Source organism: Leucothrix arctica (genome assembly GCF_003172895.1).
GTDB lineage: Bacteria > Pseudomonadota > Gammaproteobacteria > Thiotrichales > Thiotrichaceae > Leucothrix > Leucothrix arctica.
Genome location: NZ_QGKL01000035.1, coordinates 256086 through 274327 on the forward strand (window position 1 = coordinate 256086; position 18242 = coordinate 274327).

Genomic DNA, 18242 nt, shown 5'->3' on the forward strand with positions numbered 1-18242 from the left:
GCTAGAAAGTTATGAGTACAGACAACGCGTCACATCCAGTAGAGCCTAAGATCATCACTGATTTCGCTGAGCTTTATCAGTCGCTGAATAAGGATAATTTGCATAGGTTATCAGAGGTTTATAGTGATGATGTGGAGTTCATTGACTCGTCTCATCAGCTACAAGGTATCAGTAATTTGACGGATTATTTTGAGGGGCTTTACAGCAACTTAGAGTACTGCAGGTTCGACATTAAATACATTCAATCAGACAGTTCTGGCCATGCTTTTTTAACATGGCAAATGGACTTTGCGCACCCTAAGTTATCGGGTGGCAAAAATATTACAGTAGACGGTGCTACAGACTTACGGTTTGAGGAAAAAATTACCTATCACCGTGACTTTATCGACATGGGTCAGATGCTTTATGAGCATATTCCTGTGCTTGGGTCGGTTATCCGTTTCATTAAGAAAAAGGCGATCTCATGAAAACGGTTCTTATTACTGGTGCAACATCCGGTATTGGTAAGCAGTTAGCGTTGAACTACGCAAAAAGCGATTGGCATGTTGTGGCGTGTGGCCGCAACAAAGGCGTGCTTGCTGAGCTTGAGGCTAACGAGAATATAAGCACACTGGCGTTTGATATTTCTATTCCTAATGAAGTGGTTGAGGCGAGTAAGAAACTAGAACAGCCGCTAGATATGTTGATTTTAAACGCTGGAACCTGTGAGTACATGGATGACGTTAAGCACTTCGATACGGAAATGTTTCGTCGAGTGGTTAATAGCAATTTACTCGGTACGTCAGATTGTCTAAGTGCTTTTTTACCGAAAGTAAAAGACGGCGGGCAATTGGCGTTGATGGGCTCAAGTGCAAGCTTCTTCCCGTTTACTCGTGCTCAGGCGTATGGCGCAAGTAAGGCGGCAATTGCTTACTTAGCACAAACCTTAGCGGTTGATTTGGCACCACAAAAGATTGCTGTGAGTCTGGTTAGTCCTGGTTTTGTAGAAACAGCATTAACCGCTAAAAACGACTTTAATATGCCAATGAAAATCTCGGTAGAGCAAGCGTCAGATGAGATTCAAAAAGGTTTGGCAAAGCGTAAACTGCATGTTAAAACGCCACGTTTATTTACATTTATATTGGGCTTGGTTGGTAAGTTACCGATGAGCTTCCAGCACTGGTTGTCACTACGGATGGGGCAGTCATGAGTAATATTGCAATTATTGGCTCGGGTATTTCTGGGCTTATTTGTGGTCATAAGTTATCACCTAATCATCAAGTTACTGTCTTTGAAGCGAATGACTACATCGGCGGCCATACTGCAACGATTGATGTTGAAGTTGATGGAAAGCCATGGGCGATTGATACGGGTTTTATCGTGTTTAACGACCATACCTATCCACACTTTCAGGGCTTGATGGACGAGCTAAAGGTGGAGTACCAAGAAACGAACATGAGCTTTAGCGTCGAGAATGCGAGTACTGGTTTGGTTTATAACGGTAATACACTGAGCAGTTTATTCGCGCAGCGCAGTAACTTCTTTAAGATGAAGTTTTGGCGTTTGATCTCTGAAATTTTGCGCTTTAACAAACGTTGTAAAGCACTTAATAAAGGCGAGATTGATCCTGAGTTAAGCGTCAAAGAGTTCTTGGATAAGGAAGACTTTAGCCCGTACTTCGCAGAGAATTATATTTTACCAATGGCTGCTGCTATTTGGTCAGCAAGTCTCGGTGAAGTTGAAGCGTTTCCGCTACGTTTTTTCATTCGATTTTTTGATAATCACGGTTTATTAAACGTGGTTAATCGTCCGCAGTGGTTCTCTATTAAGGGCGGATCGCGTGAATACATTCCGGCAGTCACAGCAAAATTCAAAGACGATATTCAGTTATCAACGCCTGTTAGTAAGGTATTGCGAACGGATGACGGGGTTGAGATTACGCTCGGAAATGGTGACGTTCAGCATTTTGATGAGGTGATTTTTGCGTGTCACAGTAACCAAGCGCTAGCGTTATTGGGCGATGCTAGTGAAGCAGAACAGAGTGTATTGGGCGCTATTCCATACCGCCAAAACGAAGTGGTACTCCATACCGACCGCAATATGTTGCCTGAAATACCAGAAGCAGTGGCGTGTTGGAATTATCACTTATCGGGTGTTGCTGAAGATAAGGCAGTCGCCGCGTCGGTTACTTACAGCATGAATTTATTACAGTGTTTACCAGAAGGCGCACCAGAGTTTTGTGTGTCGCTGAATACCACTGACCGTATTGATCCAAGCAAAATACTACGGACGTTTCATTATGATCATCCGGTGTTTAGCCGTGACATGGTGGCTGCACAAGGCCGTCGAAATGAGATTTGTGGGCAGAACAAAACACACTTTTGTGGCGCGTATTGGTACAGCGGATTTCATGAAGATGGCGTACGCAGTGCGGTAGATGTCGCACTACGTTTTGAGAACGCCTGATGGATAGCGCCATCTACTCGGGTCGAGTTAGACATCGTCGTTACGGGGAGAAAAGTAACGCTTTTAACTATAAGTTATTTTTGACGGCTTTGGACTTGGATGAGCTAAATGATGGCTTGTCTATTGGACGATGGTTTGGTGTAGAAAAAAAGGCAGTACTGAGCTTTAGGCACAGCGATTACCTAGACGGACAAGGCAAGCTGACAGCGCAAAAAGTGTGGCACAAAGTGGAGTCGTTAGGGGGTGAAAACTGGGGTGGGAAAGTAACCCTGTTAGGGCAGTTACGTTGCTTTGATATTTATTTTAGCCCAGTGAATTTTTACTACTGTCACGATCGTGGTGGAGAGTTGCGTTACTTGGTTGCTGAAGTGAGTAATACGCCGTGGAATGAGCGTCATTGTTACTTGGTTGAGCATAAGCAAAATGTCATGACAGACAAGACGTTCCATGTGTCGCCATTTATGAATGAAGACATGGCTTACCGCTGGCGCTTCACACCACTAAATCCACGTTTGTATTTAAATATAGATAACGTAGAGCCAGATGGTAATAAGCTATTCGATGCGACTATTTACATGGACAAACAAGCGTTTACGCGCAGCAACTTAATCAAACAATTAATTAAAATTCCTGCCATGACGGTAAAGACGATGTTGGGGATTTATTGGCAGGCAGCAAAGATATACCTCAAGGGTATTTCTTATGTCACCTATACGAAAAAGAGCAAGGAGTTAAAAAAATGAGTTCACAAGTGGGCATTGCAGAGTCAACGAAACCGACGTGGTGGCAAGCAACGGCTAGAAGCATGTTGTTCAAACTGCTAGGAAAACTTGAGGAAGGCTCGTTAACGATTCAAGAGCAAAATGAGACTCATCACTTTGGGGTAGAGGGTAGTGACTTGAGTGCGCATGTGATTGTGCATGACCAAAGTCTTTACAGCAAAATTTTGACGGGTGGAACTAACGCAGCTGGAGAATGCTACTTTAATGGTTTATGGGATAGCCCCGACGTTACCGCTGTCGTGCGTATTATGGTACGTAACGAAGCGTTGATGGATACGATTGATCAGAAGTACACCTTTTTCACGAGCACTGCTCAGCGTTTTTATCACTTTGCGAAACGTAACTCTAAGGAAGGTTCTAAGAAGAACATCGTGGCGCACTATGACTTAGGAAATGACTTTTATAAGCTGTTTCTAGACGAGACCATGATGTACTCCAGTGCTGTATTTAATACGCCTGAGACAACCTTGCATGAAGCGCAACTACAAAAGCTTGACGATATTTGCCAGCGTTTGCAGTTAAAAGCGGGTGAGTCGGTTATTGAGATTGGTACAGGGTGGGGCGGTTTTGCACTGTATGCTGCGAAAAATTACGGTGTTCATGTTACTACAACGACTATTTCAGAAGAGCAACATGCGTGGGCACACGCTGAGATAGAGAAGCAGGGTTTGGGTGATCAAATCACGTTACTTAAAGAAGACTATCGTAACCTTGAAGGACGCTACGACAAGTTAGTGTCTATCGAAATGATTGAGGCTGTTGGGCATAGCTATTTGCCGACATTCTTTAAAACCTGTAATGCTTTGCTGAAGCCAAATGGCAAGATGTTGATTCAAGCGATTACTATTGCCGATCAGCGTTATGACCATTACCGCAAGCAGACTGATTACATTCAGCGCTATATATTCCCGGGTGGTTTTTTGCCATCGACGGGTATTATGAATAAGACGATTGCCAAGCACACTGACATGAAAGTCGTGGGTACTACGGACATTGGTTTGGACTATGCGATCACGCTAAAGAAGTGGTCGGAGCGTTTGAAGTCAGTGCGTGGTGAGCTTGCGGGTTTAGGGTTGGATGATACCTTTTACCGCATGTGGCAGTTCTACTTTTACTACTGTGAAGGTGGGTTCCGTGAGCGTGTAATCAGTACTGTACACCTTGTTGCCGAAAAACCTCGTTATGTGGATCCAGATCATGCCGCCGTTCTCAATAGCTAATATTTTTGTCTTTCAAGCCGCCTGGTTTAGTGCTGCATTGTTACGTGACCAAGCCTTTTGGATAATGGTTCCGTTGCTAGCATTGCACTTTTACTTCACGACTAGCAGGCGTGCTGATCTTAAGTTGGTTTTGTTTCTATTACCGTTAGGTTTATTGGTAGAAATGGGGCTGATACTGTCGGAGCTTGTGTGGTACGAAAGTGCGCTGACTCTACCTGTTTGGATGGTGTTGCTATGGGTGCATCTCATCATTAGTTTCAATCATAGTTTGAGATGGTTGGAAAAAGTGCCTTGGATAGCAGTTGCAGTATTGGGTGGTATATCGGGAGCAACGAGTTATGTTGCCGGTAGTAACTTTGGTGCCATGTATATGGCTCCGCCAGAAATCAACACTTTAGGGATTCTTGCAGTGCTTTGGGCATTGCTTATTTTACTGATGTCCCGAGTTGCTAAATACAATAACAAGAGGGTCGTTTAATGTACGCCTTAGCAAAACAAATACGATTGGGTTTAATGGTATTGGCCGTCATTGCTGTTTCAGCAATGGGCTTAAGTAGTTGTTCTACTAATAGCATTCAAGATGTCACCAGCGTCAAACCTGAGCTGAAGATAGAAGAGTATTTCCTTGGGAAAAGTAAAGCGTATGGGATTTTGTTTGACCGTAGCGGCTTGCCAACCCGTAACTTCTTGGTGGACTTGGAAGGTACTTGGGACGAGAAAACACAAATGCTAACGCTGGATGAGTACTTTGAGTTTGATGATGGTGAAAAGAGCTTTCGCCAATGGAAAATCAAGAAGCTAGCGAATAACAAATACACAGGTGAAGCCGATGATGTAGTGGGTACTGCCTACGGTGAGGCTAAAGGCAATGCGCTTAACTGGAAGTACGTGTTGGAAGTGCCCTATAAAGGCAGTACTTTGGCACTCAACCTTGATGACTGGATGTACTTGAGCGATGACGATGTATTGATTAATCGTGCCACTATGTCTAAGTTTGGCTTTAAAGTGGGTGAAATTCTCATTAGCTTTAAAAAATAAGTGATACCTTCTATTGGATAGCATCACCGTTTTAACTTAATAACATTACTTAACAGGTAGATCATGTCAGAGATTCCAACGCACACCGACGTTCTTATTATTGGTGCAGGCATGGCGGGCTTAGCCGCTGCTGCAGACTTAAACGCCGCAGGCAAGCAAGTCCTTGTGATTGATAAATCCCGCGGTTTAGGTGGTCGTATGGCTAACCGTCGCATGGGTGACGGTGCAATAGCAGAGCATGGTGCGCAGTTTGTAACAGCTAGAACTGAGCGTTTTAAAGCGCTGTTAAGTTCATGGGAAGCATCAGGCGCTGTTAAAGAATGGTATCGCAGTGGCGGTGAAGACGATGATACTTACCCGCATTATCGTGGCGCTCCGACGATGAGTGCGATGGCTAAGCAATTGGCTAAAGGCATTGAAACAGTGCTGGGTAAACGGGCGGTATCGGTCACGTTAGATGGTGATGATTGGCTCACAACATTAGAGACAGGCGAGGCTATTCACAGTAAAGAAATGCTGATTGCGTCACCTGTGCCGCAGACTCTAGCCTTATTGGAAGCTGGCAGTGTCGCGATGAGTGAGGCTGATACAGCACAGTTACAAGGGATTGAATATCACCCTTGTATAACCGTGATGGCAGTATTGCATCATGAGCCTGAAGTGCCTGAGCCTGGTGGGTTAGAAATGAGCGTTGGGCCGATCTCATGGTTGGCAGATAATGTTCAAAAAGGCATAACAGAAGTACCTACGATTACGTTGCAAGCGAATGCTGAGTACAGTCGTGATAACTGGGACCGTGACCGAACTGAAGTAGGCCAAGAATTGTTAGACATGGCAGAGCATCTGTTGGGCGCGTCGGTGAAGAGTTTTCAAGTTCACGTTTGGCTTTATAGTAAACCGGTTACTACTGAAGCTCACCCTTACTTAGTGGTGAGCCAGGCGCCAAAAATGGTTCTAGCGGGAGATGCATTTGGTGGTCCTCGAGTAGAAGGTGCAGTGCTATCTGGATGGGCTGCAGCCGAAGAGTTACTGTAATAGCGTGATTTAGGGTATTCTTACCCAGTTAGTCTTCTCTGAAGGCACCTAGAAAGGATACCCTATGTTGTTGGATACACCGTTGTGTGACTTTGGTTGGAAAGCACCAGACTTCACGCTCAAGAGCTTTGATGGTAAAGAATACACCTTGCCCGAGCAAGTCGGTGATAATGGTTTACTCGTCGCTTTTATTTGTAACCATTGTCCTTACGTTATCGCAGCTGTGGAGCGTTTAGCAAAAGACGCGGTAACGCTAAAAGCTCAGGGTATAAATACGGTCGCAGTGATGTCTAATGACTATCTGCTTTATCCAGCAGACTCTCCTGCAAATATGAAGTTGTTCGCAGAAAAATACCAGTTTATATTTCCATACTTAGTCGATGAAGATCAGTCTATTGGTAAAGCGTATGGCGCGACCTGCACACCAGACTTCTTTGGTTTTAATAACGTGAGTGAGTTGCAATATCGTGGCCGTCTAGATGATGCGGGTAGTGGTGACAGTGATGGCCGCACTCCCGAATTACTGGATGCGATGCGCTTAGTGGCGCAAACAGGCACAGGTCCCGCTGAACAGCAATCGAGTGTAGGCTGTTCTATTAAGTGGCGTTAATCCTTTCGAACGATGAACAATAGTCCTATTGGTATTTTTGACTCGGGAGTGGGCGGCTTGTCCGTCGCTCGCAGCATTCGTAAGTTACTGCCGTGTGAGTCTTTACTCTACTATGCCGACTCCAAACACGCCCCTTATGGCGAAAAATCTCAAGCCTTTATCCTAGCGCGTTCGCGCTACATTACCGCGCTTTTGCTAGCGCGTGGCGCCAAGGCAATTGTGGTCGCGTGCAATACGGCGACTGTCTCAACCATAGAAACACTTCGTAAAGAGTTTGCGGTACCCATTATTGGTGTAGAGCCGGGGGTTAAGCCTGCTATTCAGTTGACGAAAACAGGTCGAATAGCCGTTTTGGCGACTCAGTACACCGCGGATAGTGACTACCTTAAGCAGTTAGTGGCTCGTCATGCGAATGGTTGTGAGTTTGTGTTACAGGGGTGTCCAGGATTTGTTGAGCAGATTGAGAATGAACTGATTAATACGCCTGAAACGGAAGTATTGGTGCGGAAGTATGTTGAGCCATTGTTGGTGCAAGGTGTTGATACATTTGTGATGGGATGTACGCATTATACGTTTTTGGTGCCGATTATTTTTAGGATTGCTGGGGAAAGTATACAAATCATTGAGACTCAGGATGCGGTGGCGGAGCAGGTTGGGAAGCGGTTGATGGAGGGTGGTTTGTTGGGAGCTGGAAAAGGAGGTCTAGAGGTGTTTAGTAGTTCTGTGTAATTTCCCGCTTGTCTTAAAGTCGATATTTTCTTGAGGGTCGATTGTTGAGGTTTAGTGTTCTATAGGTTAAGTTGTGCCCGCAAGTACGTACTTTACTAAGAATATCAGTTGGGAATGACATCATGCCTCTACAAATGATCAGAAGACTATTAGTTAGTTTCGGGTTCGTTTTATCTGCTATAAACCCCGTGGCGCTATATGCTAATACCCCAATAAATAACCTAGCACCTGATTGTAATAGTGCTTTTCCTAGCCCCCTTAGTAAAATATGGCCGCCAAATCATAAGTTCACACAGATAAGCATTTCTGGCGTTGTTGACCCTGACGGTGACGCTGTATCAACCCAGATACAATGTATAAAACAAGATGAACCGCTCAACTCCACTGGTGATGGAAATACCGCTTATGATGGATATGGTGTTGGTACTAGTAGTGCTTTCATTCGAAATGAAAGAAAAGGCAATGGAAATGGTCGTGTCTACCATGTGAGTTATTTAGCTACTGACTCTCAAGGGGCAAGCTGTGGTGGCACAGTTCAAGTATCGGTTCCTAAAAGTAAAAAGAAAGAAGCGGTTGACGATGGTTCGATTTATGATTCGGTAGATAATAACGAAGCAAATTGTGGCGTTGTTGAGGTTAATAATCCACCGATATCAACAAACCTATTTGTTGAATTAAATGAAGATCAAAGTGCTGTCATTGAATTATTAGCTTCCGACGCTGATGGTGATGTACTTTCTTACGCTGTAGACCAGCAGCCGAAGCATGGTGCTCTAGAGGGTACTGCACCAAATCTGATTTATATCCCTAATGAAAACTTCTCTGGCAGTGATGACTTCACATTCAAGGCAAATGATGGGGAGTTAGAGTCATTATCAGCTAAGGTTGATATCGTTGTTGCGCCACAAAATGATGCCCCAAAAGTTGAGAACCAATCTTTCGATACCAATGAAGATGTAGGCTTTCCGATCACGCTTTTAGGGTCGGATATAGACTCTGATACATTAAGTTTTACAGTTGTAAGTACAGCTTCGAACGGTGCAGTTACAGGTATAGCTCCAAACTTATATTATCAGCCAGAGCCGAACTTTAATGGCACGGATTCTCTTAGCTATAGCGTAAGTGATGGTCAAGTTAGTTCAGATCTTGGTGTGGTAACTATCAATGTGGCTCCTGTAAATGACAAGCCAACAGCAAATGCTGAAAACTTAGAAATTGAGGAAGATACGCTCTTACTTATTACTTTAACGGGAGAGGATGTGGACGGGACTCTTCTTACGTACTCGGTTATAGATCAGCCAAGTCATGGAGTGCTAAGTGGTGTAGCACCAAACCTTATATATACTGCAAATGAGAACTTCAACGGAGTTGATAGTTTTCAGTTTCAAGTTGATGATGGCACCGATAGTTCAGATCTCGCTACAGTCTCAATTACAGTATTGCCTGTTAACGACTTGCCTACTGTAAATGCAGGTGAAGATAGAAGTATTCTAGAAGGTGGCGTTCTTACCCTTTTGGCGACTGCTAGTGACGTTGATGGTCAAGTTGTAGCTCAGCAGTGGTTGAGTGGTGAAACTGAACTAGGTAACAATTTATCGCTGGATGTTAGTAGCTTATTGGTAGGGACGCACCTTTTTACAGTGATTGTAACGGATAATGAGGGTGCAACAGCTACAGATAGGGTAAGCGTCACCGTCGAGGCTCTTCCCAACACGCCACCAGTCGCTGAATCAGTTGCTATTACTCTCGATGAGGACGGCTCGAAGTCGTTTATGCTATTAGCAGCAGACGCTGAAAGTGATGACTTAACCTTCAGTGTTATTCAGAATCCTACGTACGGAAAAGTTTCTGGTGAAGCGCCAGACTTGGTTTATACCCCCGTTGATAATTACTTCGGCTCAGATACTATCGCCTTTAAAGTTAATGATGGTCAGGCAGATTCAGAGACTGCGTATATTAATCTAGAGATCCGCCCAGTTAATGATGCTCCAGTCGTAGAAACAAGCTCTAGTCAAACCGTTCTTGAAACTGAATCAGTCACTCTAAAGGCTACTGCCTATGACATCGATGGAACTATTGTAAGTTTACAGTGGATGAATAGCGATACAGTTATTGCTAATGAAGGAACGACCGTTGTATCAGGTTTATCTCTTGGTAGTCACACCTTTACAATTGAAGCAAAAGACGACTCCGGTGCAGTGGCAAGGGATAGTATTGTCGTCACTGTGAATAAAAACACTTCTTTACCTGGCTCTCTCTCAGGCAAGGTTGTTGATCAAGTTGGGGCTTATATTCCAAATGCTCAAGTTGAGTTGGCAACAGGTGAGTTAGTTGTCACAAATAGTTATGGTGAGTACTTATTTTCGACGGTATTACCAATGGAGCGTGCAGTAGTAACTGCATCTCATTATAGCTTTCTTCAAAATTCAGAAATTACACAAGTATCCTCTGAAAATGAATCTATTCAAAATATCGTGCTGTCACGTCCGAAAATTGTAAAAAGTTTTGATACTCAGGAAGGTGCTCAAATTACATCAGACGGCATGGAGATAGTTTTGCCATCTGGGGATTATAAAAATGCTCTAGGTGAAAGTTACTCGGGTAATTTGACGCTTTCAGCTTCGTACTTCCCCGTAACAACAGAGGAAGGCCAAAATGAGTTTCCTGGAGATAATCGTGCTGTAAATAATGAAGGTGTGGTTGGGGAGTTGGTGTCTTATGGTTTTACAAAACTCGAACTAGAAGATGATAACGGTAATCCAATTAATCTAAGTGATGGGCAAGAAATAACGATTTCAATTCCAGCTGATGAAGGTTTAGATAAACCTTCAACAATACCAATGTGGTACTACGATACTGATCAAGGTTTGTGGGTAGAAGATGGTGCTGCGACTTATGATCCGCTCACAAAGTCATACCGAACAGCTATCGATAGAGTAGCGACATGGAATTTAGATAAATATCTTGATGTTAGTTCCTTAGAAGTATGTATTGAAGATACAAATGGTAACCCAGTCGAAGGATATGTTGGCCTTGAGCCAACTAATGGGAGTTGGAGAAAGCTAAGTAAGACTAATGAGATTGGAAAATTAGTATTAAGCAGTATTATTGGAGATGACCGCTTTAACCTTTTTGGCAGTAGCAATGAAGGTAAGTTCGGTAGCTATAGAGCGAATCCATATTATATTGAAGCAGGAAGGAATAGTGTTGTTTTAGATAGTTGTATCGTAATTGATGAGCAACAGATTGCTAGTTTGATTAGTGTCACGGGAACTATTGTTGATGGAGATGGAAACCCTGTTCCCAGCGTTAGTATTGACGTGTATGAGAAAGACAGCTCTCCATCGCTCGGTGTTAATCGTAGTTTGTATCACTTACAAACTATTCAGTCAGATGAGAGCGGCAGATATTTATTAAGCTTTGATAGTAACAACCTCTCTGCAATCGAGGTTGCCTTGTTCGGTGACAAACAGATAACTCTTAAAGCGGAGGGGTTAGGTAAACAGGGTGATATAGACGTTACTTTAACTAATGATGCTTCGAGCTATGAAGTTAATCTACCTGTGTATCCTCAAACCCCTCCTGTAGCAAATGCCGGTGCTGACCAAGTTATTTACGAAAATACCACTGTCACTTTAAATGCAGATCGAAGTTATGACCTTGATGGACCGATAGATAGTTTTGAATGGAGGGAAGGCGGTGAAGTTATCAGCTCCGCCAGTTCGACTAGTAAGTTGGAGTACTCCCCAACAGTTGTGGGGGAACATCGCCTTGTTTTGACCGTAACTGATCAACAGGGCAAGAAAGCTAGTGATGAAGTAACTGTTCGTGTTGCTCCCTCAGAGTTTGAAGTATTTGCTGAAGCTGGAGCCGACCAGACAGTGTTGTTAGGAAGTAATATATCATTAGACTCGGCAGGTAGCAGGCATATTGAAAGTGGGGATTTTTATCAAAGAGTCTGGTCTATTGGTGGAGAACAAGTTTGTCAGTCATTGTCACGCTATTGTTATACTGGGTTAGGTTTGGGGGTTCACAAAGTAACCCTAACAATTACATCTAGCTCTGGAGAAAAAAGTCAAGATAGCCTGCTGGTGACAGTTATTGGTTTAAATCCACCTGTTGCTCTGGCTGGCGATGACCAAGTTGTATTTAAAGGCCGAAATCTGGTCTTAAGAACCTTGAGTTATGTCGTCAATGGTTCGGTTTCAAAACATCAATGGAGTATGAATGGTGAGTTGATATGTGATGTCCCTTCTTCGATAAGGGCCTGTGATTTCGATTCTACAAATTTACCTGTGGGTGAGTATGTGGTTACCCATACAATAATTGACTCAAATGGCTTAAGTGCTTCTGACGATGTGAGAGTAACTGTAAAGGAAACGGGTATAGGTACTGTGTATGCAGGGACTGATTTGATGGCTTTTTCTGGAGTACCGTTTACTTTAAATGGCTATTATAGTGTTCTTGATAGTTATGGTAGTGAGTTTAGTTGGGAAAGCCAAGAAGGTGTAATTTGTAACTCTCAAAACTGTAGTGATATTGTGTTCCCCGAGGGGGGGTACATACTTACATTTAGTGCTAAAGATGGAAATGGCTTCGATGCTTTAGATACTGTTAAATTAACAGTAGTAAATAGAGAGTTACATGATAACCCTATTGATGCTGGTCCAGATAGAACGCTGTTTAGAGGACAATTTACTGGTTATGACCCAACATATACAAACGGTAGTTTGTTTGGTTCTTGGTACAAAGATGGTGCTGCATTAACTTATCAAAAGTTGATAGATTTACCGCTGGGCAGTCACTTTTTAACCTTAAGAGGTGCATATCGAGATAATGGTGATAACCTAGTTGAAGCTGAGGATGATGTAGTTATCACAATCGTGCCAAGATACTCATATGCGTATCTTGCCGATGACCAAGAAATTCTCCAAAGCGAGACTGCTATTTTATCAGCATCTTGGCGTACATTACCGCAAACAATGCTGGGCACTTGGTTTCATGCTGATGGCACTTCAATCTGTAGTTCTCAGCGGACTCTCTTGACAACATGTTATGTTGAACCATCGAGTTTAAGTGTTGGTGAGCATGTCTTCACTTTTGAACATACCGATAACTATGGTAGCCCAGCAAAACGATATATAACTAAGGTAACGGTTCTTCCTAATCAGTCACCACGTATTTATGCTGGTATAGATCGGGTGATTAGTGTTGGTGAGTCAGTAAGGTTTTCACCAATAACCGTTGGTTATGGTGTATATGATCTGATATCTAGTAGTAGCTCCCTCGTTGCTAATGATTCTCAAAATTATGTTATCGAGTTTAAGTGGGAAGAAGGAGATACCCTGCATTGTGATACTAAAAGCTGCATTATCGAAGACTTACCCATCGGGACACATGTAATTACTCTGACGGGTACTGATAACAATGGTATGAGCAGTAGTGACCAAATTACTGTCGAAGTTCAAGACAGTGTGCTATCGGCAGATGCGGGATTGGATCAGTCAATATTTGAAGGGGAGTCCGTAACTCTAAAGACTGGTCTTAGCCCTGGAGCGATTACATCTTATAAATGGCATACCGCAGACACAATCTATTGTGAAAATGATATTGAATGTGAAATCAACAACCTTCCTATCGGCGCAAACGAAATAACCTTAACTATTCTGCGTGATGATGGCGCTGAGTCTAGCGACGTTGTAATGGTGAATGTTATAGATCTCGACTTATCCAATAGCTTTATTGTTTCAGCAGGAGTAGATAAGCAAGTCACTTCTGGGGAGGGTATTACGCTCGATGGAAGTAAGAGTCATAACTTCTATGCTGACATGGTTAAATTTGAATGGTTTAAGGGTGGACAGCTTCTTGCTACTGGCCAAACTAGTTATGTTCAGAGCTTATCGTTGGGTGTAAATGAAATTACCCTAAAAGTGACAGACAGCAACAATGTAATAAAACAAGATACCGTCTTAATTTCGGTTGGAGACGCAGAGAATAGTTTAATTGCAGTAGCAGGTGATGACCAAATTGGCTTAGAAGGTGCAACGGTTACACTTGACGGTTCTGCTAGTTTTGATCCTAACGGAGAGATTGTTAGCTACGAATGGTCAAAACAGAATATTGTAATTTCTGATCAAGTAGTACTCTCAATGGAGAGCCTTGCGATTGGCTTACATACTTTTGCTTTGAAGGTTACTGATAATGAAGGCAATGTAGCATCCGACACTGTAAATGTAAGTATTGAGGTCGTTTCAACGGTTGTGGCTCCAGAAGTAACTATACATTCACCTGAGAAGTTAACTATTATTACTGCTCCAACAGAAATTGTGGCCAGTATTAACGATAGTAATCTAGATAGTTGGACTTTATCTTATCGCTCTAGCGAGCAGCTAGGTGCAGAGACTATTGTTATTGCTCAAGGCACTCAGGCTGTTACTAATCAAGTGCTTGCTACTTTTGACCCTAGCCAATTAATCAATGGTCAATACACGCTTGAGTTAATAGCAATAGATAAAAGCAACCTTACGACAACTGAAACATTAGACTTACTTGTAGAAGGCGACCTAAAAGTCGGCAACTTCTCCGTCACCTTCGAAGACGTCAACATCCCGCTAGCGGGAATACCAATCGTCGTTACCCGTACTTACGACTCACGTCAAAAAGATCAAGACCTTGACTTCGGTTATGGCTGGAGCATTGACTATCAAAATGCACGTGTCCAAGAGTCTCGTCCAATAGGTCTCTCATGGGAGCTTAACCAGTACTCCGCCGGTTTCTTTGATAACTGGTGTGTTGAGCCAAATGGCGACCCTATTGTTAGCGTAACTTTGCCTAGTGGTCGCGTAGAAAAATTCGTTGCTAAAGCAAGCCCTAGTTGCCAGCAAATCACTCCTGCGTTGGATGTTGGAATTGTATTTGAGCCATTGTCTGGTACTTCATCAACACTCGTGCAGACAGACTACAGTACCGTTCGTATTGTAAATGGTAACTTAGTTGATTTGACTGATCCGAGTGTAAACGTTGACCCAAACAACTACCAACTAACCACCGCTGACGGCTATATCTACGACCTTGAACAAGGGTTCAATATCCGTAAAGTCACCGAGCCAAGCGGTCAGTCACTTACCTTCACAGGTGATGGAGTTCTTCACAGCACAGGTGCAAGTGTTAGTTTCACCCGCGATGAGAACGGCAACATCAGCGCAATCACACTGCCCGATGAAACCCAGATCACCTATGAGTATGATACAGACGGAAACCTAATAGCGCACAAAGACCAGCTCGATAATGCCACCACGTTTGCCTATAACAGTGAACATGGCTTAGTTGATATTCTTGATCCTCGTGGTGTACGTGTTACGCGTAATGAATACGACGAAGCAGGGCGCTTAGTGGCTCAAATAGATGCAGATGGCAACCGTATTGAGTTCACCCATAACCTTGGCAGTAACACCGAGATCGTCCAAAATCGCCGAGGCTTTACTCAAGTCTTCAGCTATGACGGTATGGGAAATATCCTCGCAGAAACTAATGGCGCAGGCGAAACCACTACACGAACGTATGATGACAACTTCAATGAACTGTCGCGTACTGATGCACTGGGTAACACCAGTACAGGGACTTATGACGACAAGCGTAACCAGCTCAGCGATACAGATGCCCTAGGCAACATCACAAGTTATACCTATAACAACAACAGCAAGCCGTTAACCATCACCAACCCTGATGGTACAGTAGGCATCACCAACGTCTATGATGGTAAAGACCAGCTTACCTCCCTGACTAACGCACTGGGTGAAACCACCAGCCTAAACTATGGCACGTGGTCTACCAGCCCAACAGAAATGGTTGATGCCGTCGGCACGCAAATGCAGATGACCTACAACCCCTTCGGTCATGTGCTCACAGAAACCAATGCCAATGGCGTCAAAACCACCAACGGCTATGATGTCTACACGGCAATGGGACGCAAAACTAGCGAAACCACCAGCCGTACCGATGCTCAAGGTGTCACGCACTTACTCACTACCCGTTACGAGTACGATGCTAAAGGCCGAGTGATTAAAACCACCGACCCAATGGGCCGCGTTACCGAAACAGAGTACACCGTCTTTGGGCAAGAAGCCGCGACTATCGACGCCGTTGGCCGTCGTACCGAGTACAGCTACAACGCGCGTGGACTGATGGAACAGATGACGTACCCAGATGGCACTACCAGCCAAATGGACTACGACCCTGAAGGCAATAAAATCAGCGAAACAGACCGCGCGGGTCGCACCACCTTAATGGAGTACGATGCAGCCAATCGCCTGATCAAAACCACCTACCCAGACGGCAGCACCAGCCAAAGTGAATACGATGCGGCGGGTAGAATGATCGCTGCAATCGATGCGTTGGGTAATCGTACCCAATACACCTTAGATGCCGCTGGCCGACAAATTGCTGTTACTGACGCTTTGGGTAACATTACCCAGTATGGCTATGACCAACGTGGTAATCGCATCAGCATGACCGATGCAAATAACAGTACCACCAACTACATCTTTGATCTAAGCGACCGATTGATCGAAACACACTTTGCGGATGGCACGACCAGCAGCACCGTTTATGACGTCAGAGGCCGCAAAACCAGCAGCACCGACCAAGCGGGCAACACCACCTTCTACGAATACGACGGTGTGGGTAACCTCACCAAAGTCATCAACGCACTCGGTCACGAAACCAGCTACAGCTACGATGAGCAAAACAACAAGCTCACGCAAACCGATGCAGAAGGCCGCACCACCCATTGGAGCTATGACAACCTCGGTCGTGTCACTAGCCGTACTCTACCTATGGGACAGGTTGAAACCTTTGAATATGACGTATCGGGCAACCGCATTGCGCATACGGACTTTAAAGGTCAACGTACCGATACTGAGTACGACATCAACAACCGTCCGATACTTCAAACAATTGCGGGAACGATTACCAAAAGTTGGACGTATGACGCAGTTGGTCAAGTACTCAGTGCTGACCAAGACGGTGATATCACCCGTTATAGCTATGACTCACTTGGAAGACTACTCACTGAGACAAAGCCTAGCAGCATTGTCCTAAGCTACCAATACGACCTGTCAGGTAATAAAACACAGTTCATCACTGAGCAAACCGACGCGAGTCAAGTCATCACGCGTTACACCTATGATGGGCTTAAACGTTTAGATACAGTAACGGATACTGAAGGTGGTGTGACTCAGTACACTTACGATGCCGTTGGCAACCGTGAGTCAATCACTCAGCCTAACGGCACTCAGGCAAGCTATCACTACAACAGCCTAAACCGCCTGACTGAGTTGCAGCACAAGACCGCTGATGGGGCGTTACTCGACACCTTTACCTACCAACTCAATGCCACGGGTCAACGAACGTCGATTACCGATGCAGACGGCACACTCAGCCGCTATCAGTACGATGCGATTCATCGCCTAGATGCGGAGGAAGTGACTGACTCTAGCGCCACTGTGACCCACACGGCTAGCTATGAATACGACAACATCGGTAATCGTACGCAAGGTGTGGTCAACGGTATTACTACGGCCTACACCTACGATGATAATGACCGACTGACGCAGCAAGGTGGCGAACACTACCGCTACGATGATAATGGCAGTACGCTGGAAATGACCATTGACGGCACAGTCACTGTTTATCAATACAATGCACTGAATCAACTTATTGAGGTAGAAACACGCGAAGCAGGCGTCATTACCGACACACTACGTTATACCTATGACATTAACGGCATCCGTACTAGTTCGCAGAAAAACGGCACAGACACCCGCTTCGTCATTGATAACAACCAAGCCTACGCACAAGTGGTGCAAGAGCAGGATGCAACGGGCCAAATCCAAGTCAACTACCTCTACGGCGACGACCTACTGCAACAGCAGCGCGATACTGATACGAGCTACTATCACTACGATGGTTTAGGTAGTACACGCCTACTCACCGATAGTAGCGGCACGCTCACTGACCGCTACCGCTATGATGCCTTTGGTGAAGACCTAGAAACACTTGGTAACACCGTAAACCGCTACCGATTCACGGGAGAACAATACGACGCCAACCTCGCGTTCTACTATCTTCGTGCCCGTTACTACAACCCGCACCAAGGGCGATTCACCCAGCAAGATACATGGATGGGGAATAACTCAGATCCGATTACCTTGCACAAGTACCTGTATGCGAATGCTAATCCGGTGAATATGGTTGATCCGACGGGGATGTTTAGTCTGGGGAGTGTGAGTGCAGCGAGCAATATTCGCTCAACACTCGCTAATATTCAGATCGATGTTGGACTAAATCTACTTGATGCAGCGCTAGATCCTGATAGTGCAGGTG

Annotated in this window: 11 protein-coding genes; all 11 read left to right on the plus strand. The window is 44.4% G+C overall.

Annotated elements, in window-relative coordinates; translation table 11 throughout:
- The first annotated feature begins 11 nt into the window (after window positions 1-11).
- The gene (locus DKT75_RS13525) at window positions 12-467 is read left to right on the plus strand and encodes a nuclear transport factor 2 family protein (RefSeq protein ID WP_109823967.1); all 456 of its coding nucleotides are present in this window, start codon (window positions 12-14) and stop codon (window positions 465-467) included.
- Window positions 464-1189, plus strand: a complete 726-nt coding sequence (locus tag DKT75_RS13530; protein WP_109823968.1) for an SDR family NAD(P)-dependent oxidoreductase — start codon at window positions 464-466, stop codon at window positions 1187-1189. The genes DKT75_RS13525 and DKT75_RS13530 overlap by 4 nt, the downstream gene beginning before the upstream one ends.
- Window positions 1186-2445, plus strand: coding sequence for an NAD(P)/FAD-dependent oxidoreductase (locus DKT75_RS13535; protein ID WP_109823969.1), 1260 nt, complete (start codon window positions 1186-1188; stop codon window positions 2443-2445). The genes DKT75_RS13530 and DKT75_RS13535 overlap by 4 nt, the downstream gene beginning before the upstream one ends.
- The gene (locus DKT75_RS13540) at window positions 2445-3188 is read left to right on the plus strand and encodes a DUF1365 domain-containing protein (protein WP_109823970.1); all 744 of its coding nucleotides are present in this window, start codon (window positions 2445-2447) and stop codon (window positions 3186-3188) included. Before DKT75_RS13535 ends, DKT75_RS13540 begins: the two co-directional genes overlap by 1 nt.
- Entirely contained in the window at window positions 3185-4447 is a 1263-nt protein-coding gene (locus tag DKT75_RS13545; RefSeq protein WP_109823971.1) for an SAM-dependent methyltransferase, read from the plus strand. Before DKT75_RS13540 ends, DKT75_RS13545 begins: the two co-directional genes overlap by 4 nt.
- Window positions 4425-4925: a DUF2878 domain-containing protein gene (locus DKT75_RS13550; RefSeq protein WP_158278872.1), complete on the plus strand. Its 501-nt coding sequence runs from the start codon at window positions 4425-4427 to the stop codon at window positions 4923-4925. The genes DKT75_RS13545 and DKT75_RS13550 overlap by 23 nt, the downstream gene beginning before the upstream one ends.
- Window positions 4925-5485: a DUF3833 domain-containing protein gene (locus DKT75_RS13555; RefSeq protein WP_245923208.1), complete on the plus strand. Its 561-nt coding sequence runs from the start codon at window positions 4925-4927 to the stop codon at window positions 5483-5485. The genes DKT75_RS13550 and DKT75_RS13555 overlap by 1 nt, the downstream gene beginning before the upstream one ends.
- A gap of 63 nt (window positions 5486-5548) precedes the next feature.
- Window positions 5549-6520, plus strand: coding sequence for an NAD(P)/FAD-dependent oxidoreductase (locus tag DKT75_RS13560; protein WP_109823973.1), 972 nt, complete (start codon window positions 5549-5551; stop codon window positions 6518-6520).
- Window positions 6521-6584: 64 nt separating this feature from the next.
- Window positions 6585-7130, plus strand: a complete 546-nt coding sequence (locus DKT75_RS13565) for a thioredoxin family protein (RefSeq protein WP_109823974.1) — start codon at window positions 6585-6587, stop codon at window positions 7128-7130.
- A 12-nt stretch (window positions 7131-7142) separates the two neighbouring features.
- Entirely contained in the window at window positions 7143-7859 is a 717-nt protein-coding gene (murI, locus tag DKT75_RS13570; RefSeq protein ID WP_109823975.1) for a glutamate racemase, read from the plus strand.
- Between the two features lie 122 nt (window positions 7860-7981).
- The coding region (locus DKT75_RS13575) for a tandem-95 repeat protein (RefSeq protein WP_146201380.1) at window positions 7982-18242 on the plus strand (10261 nt) is incomplete at its 3' end.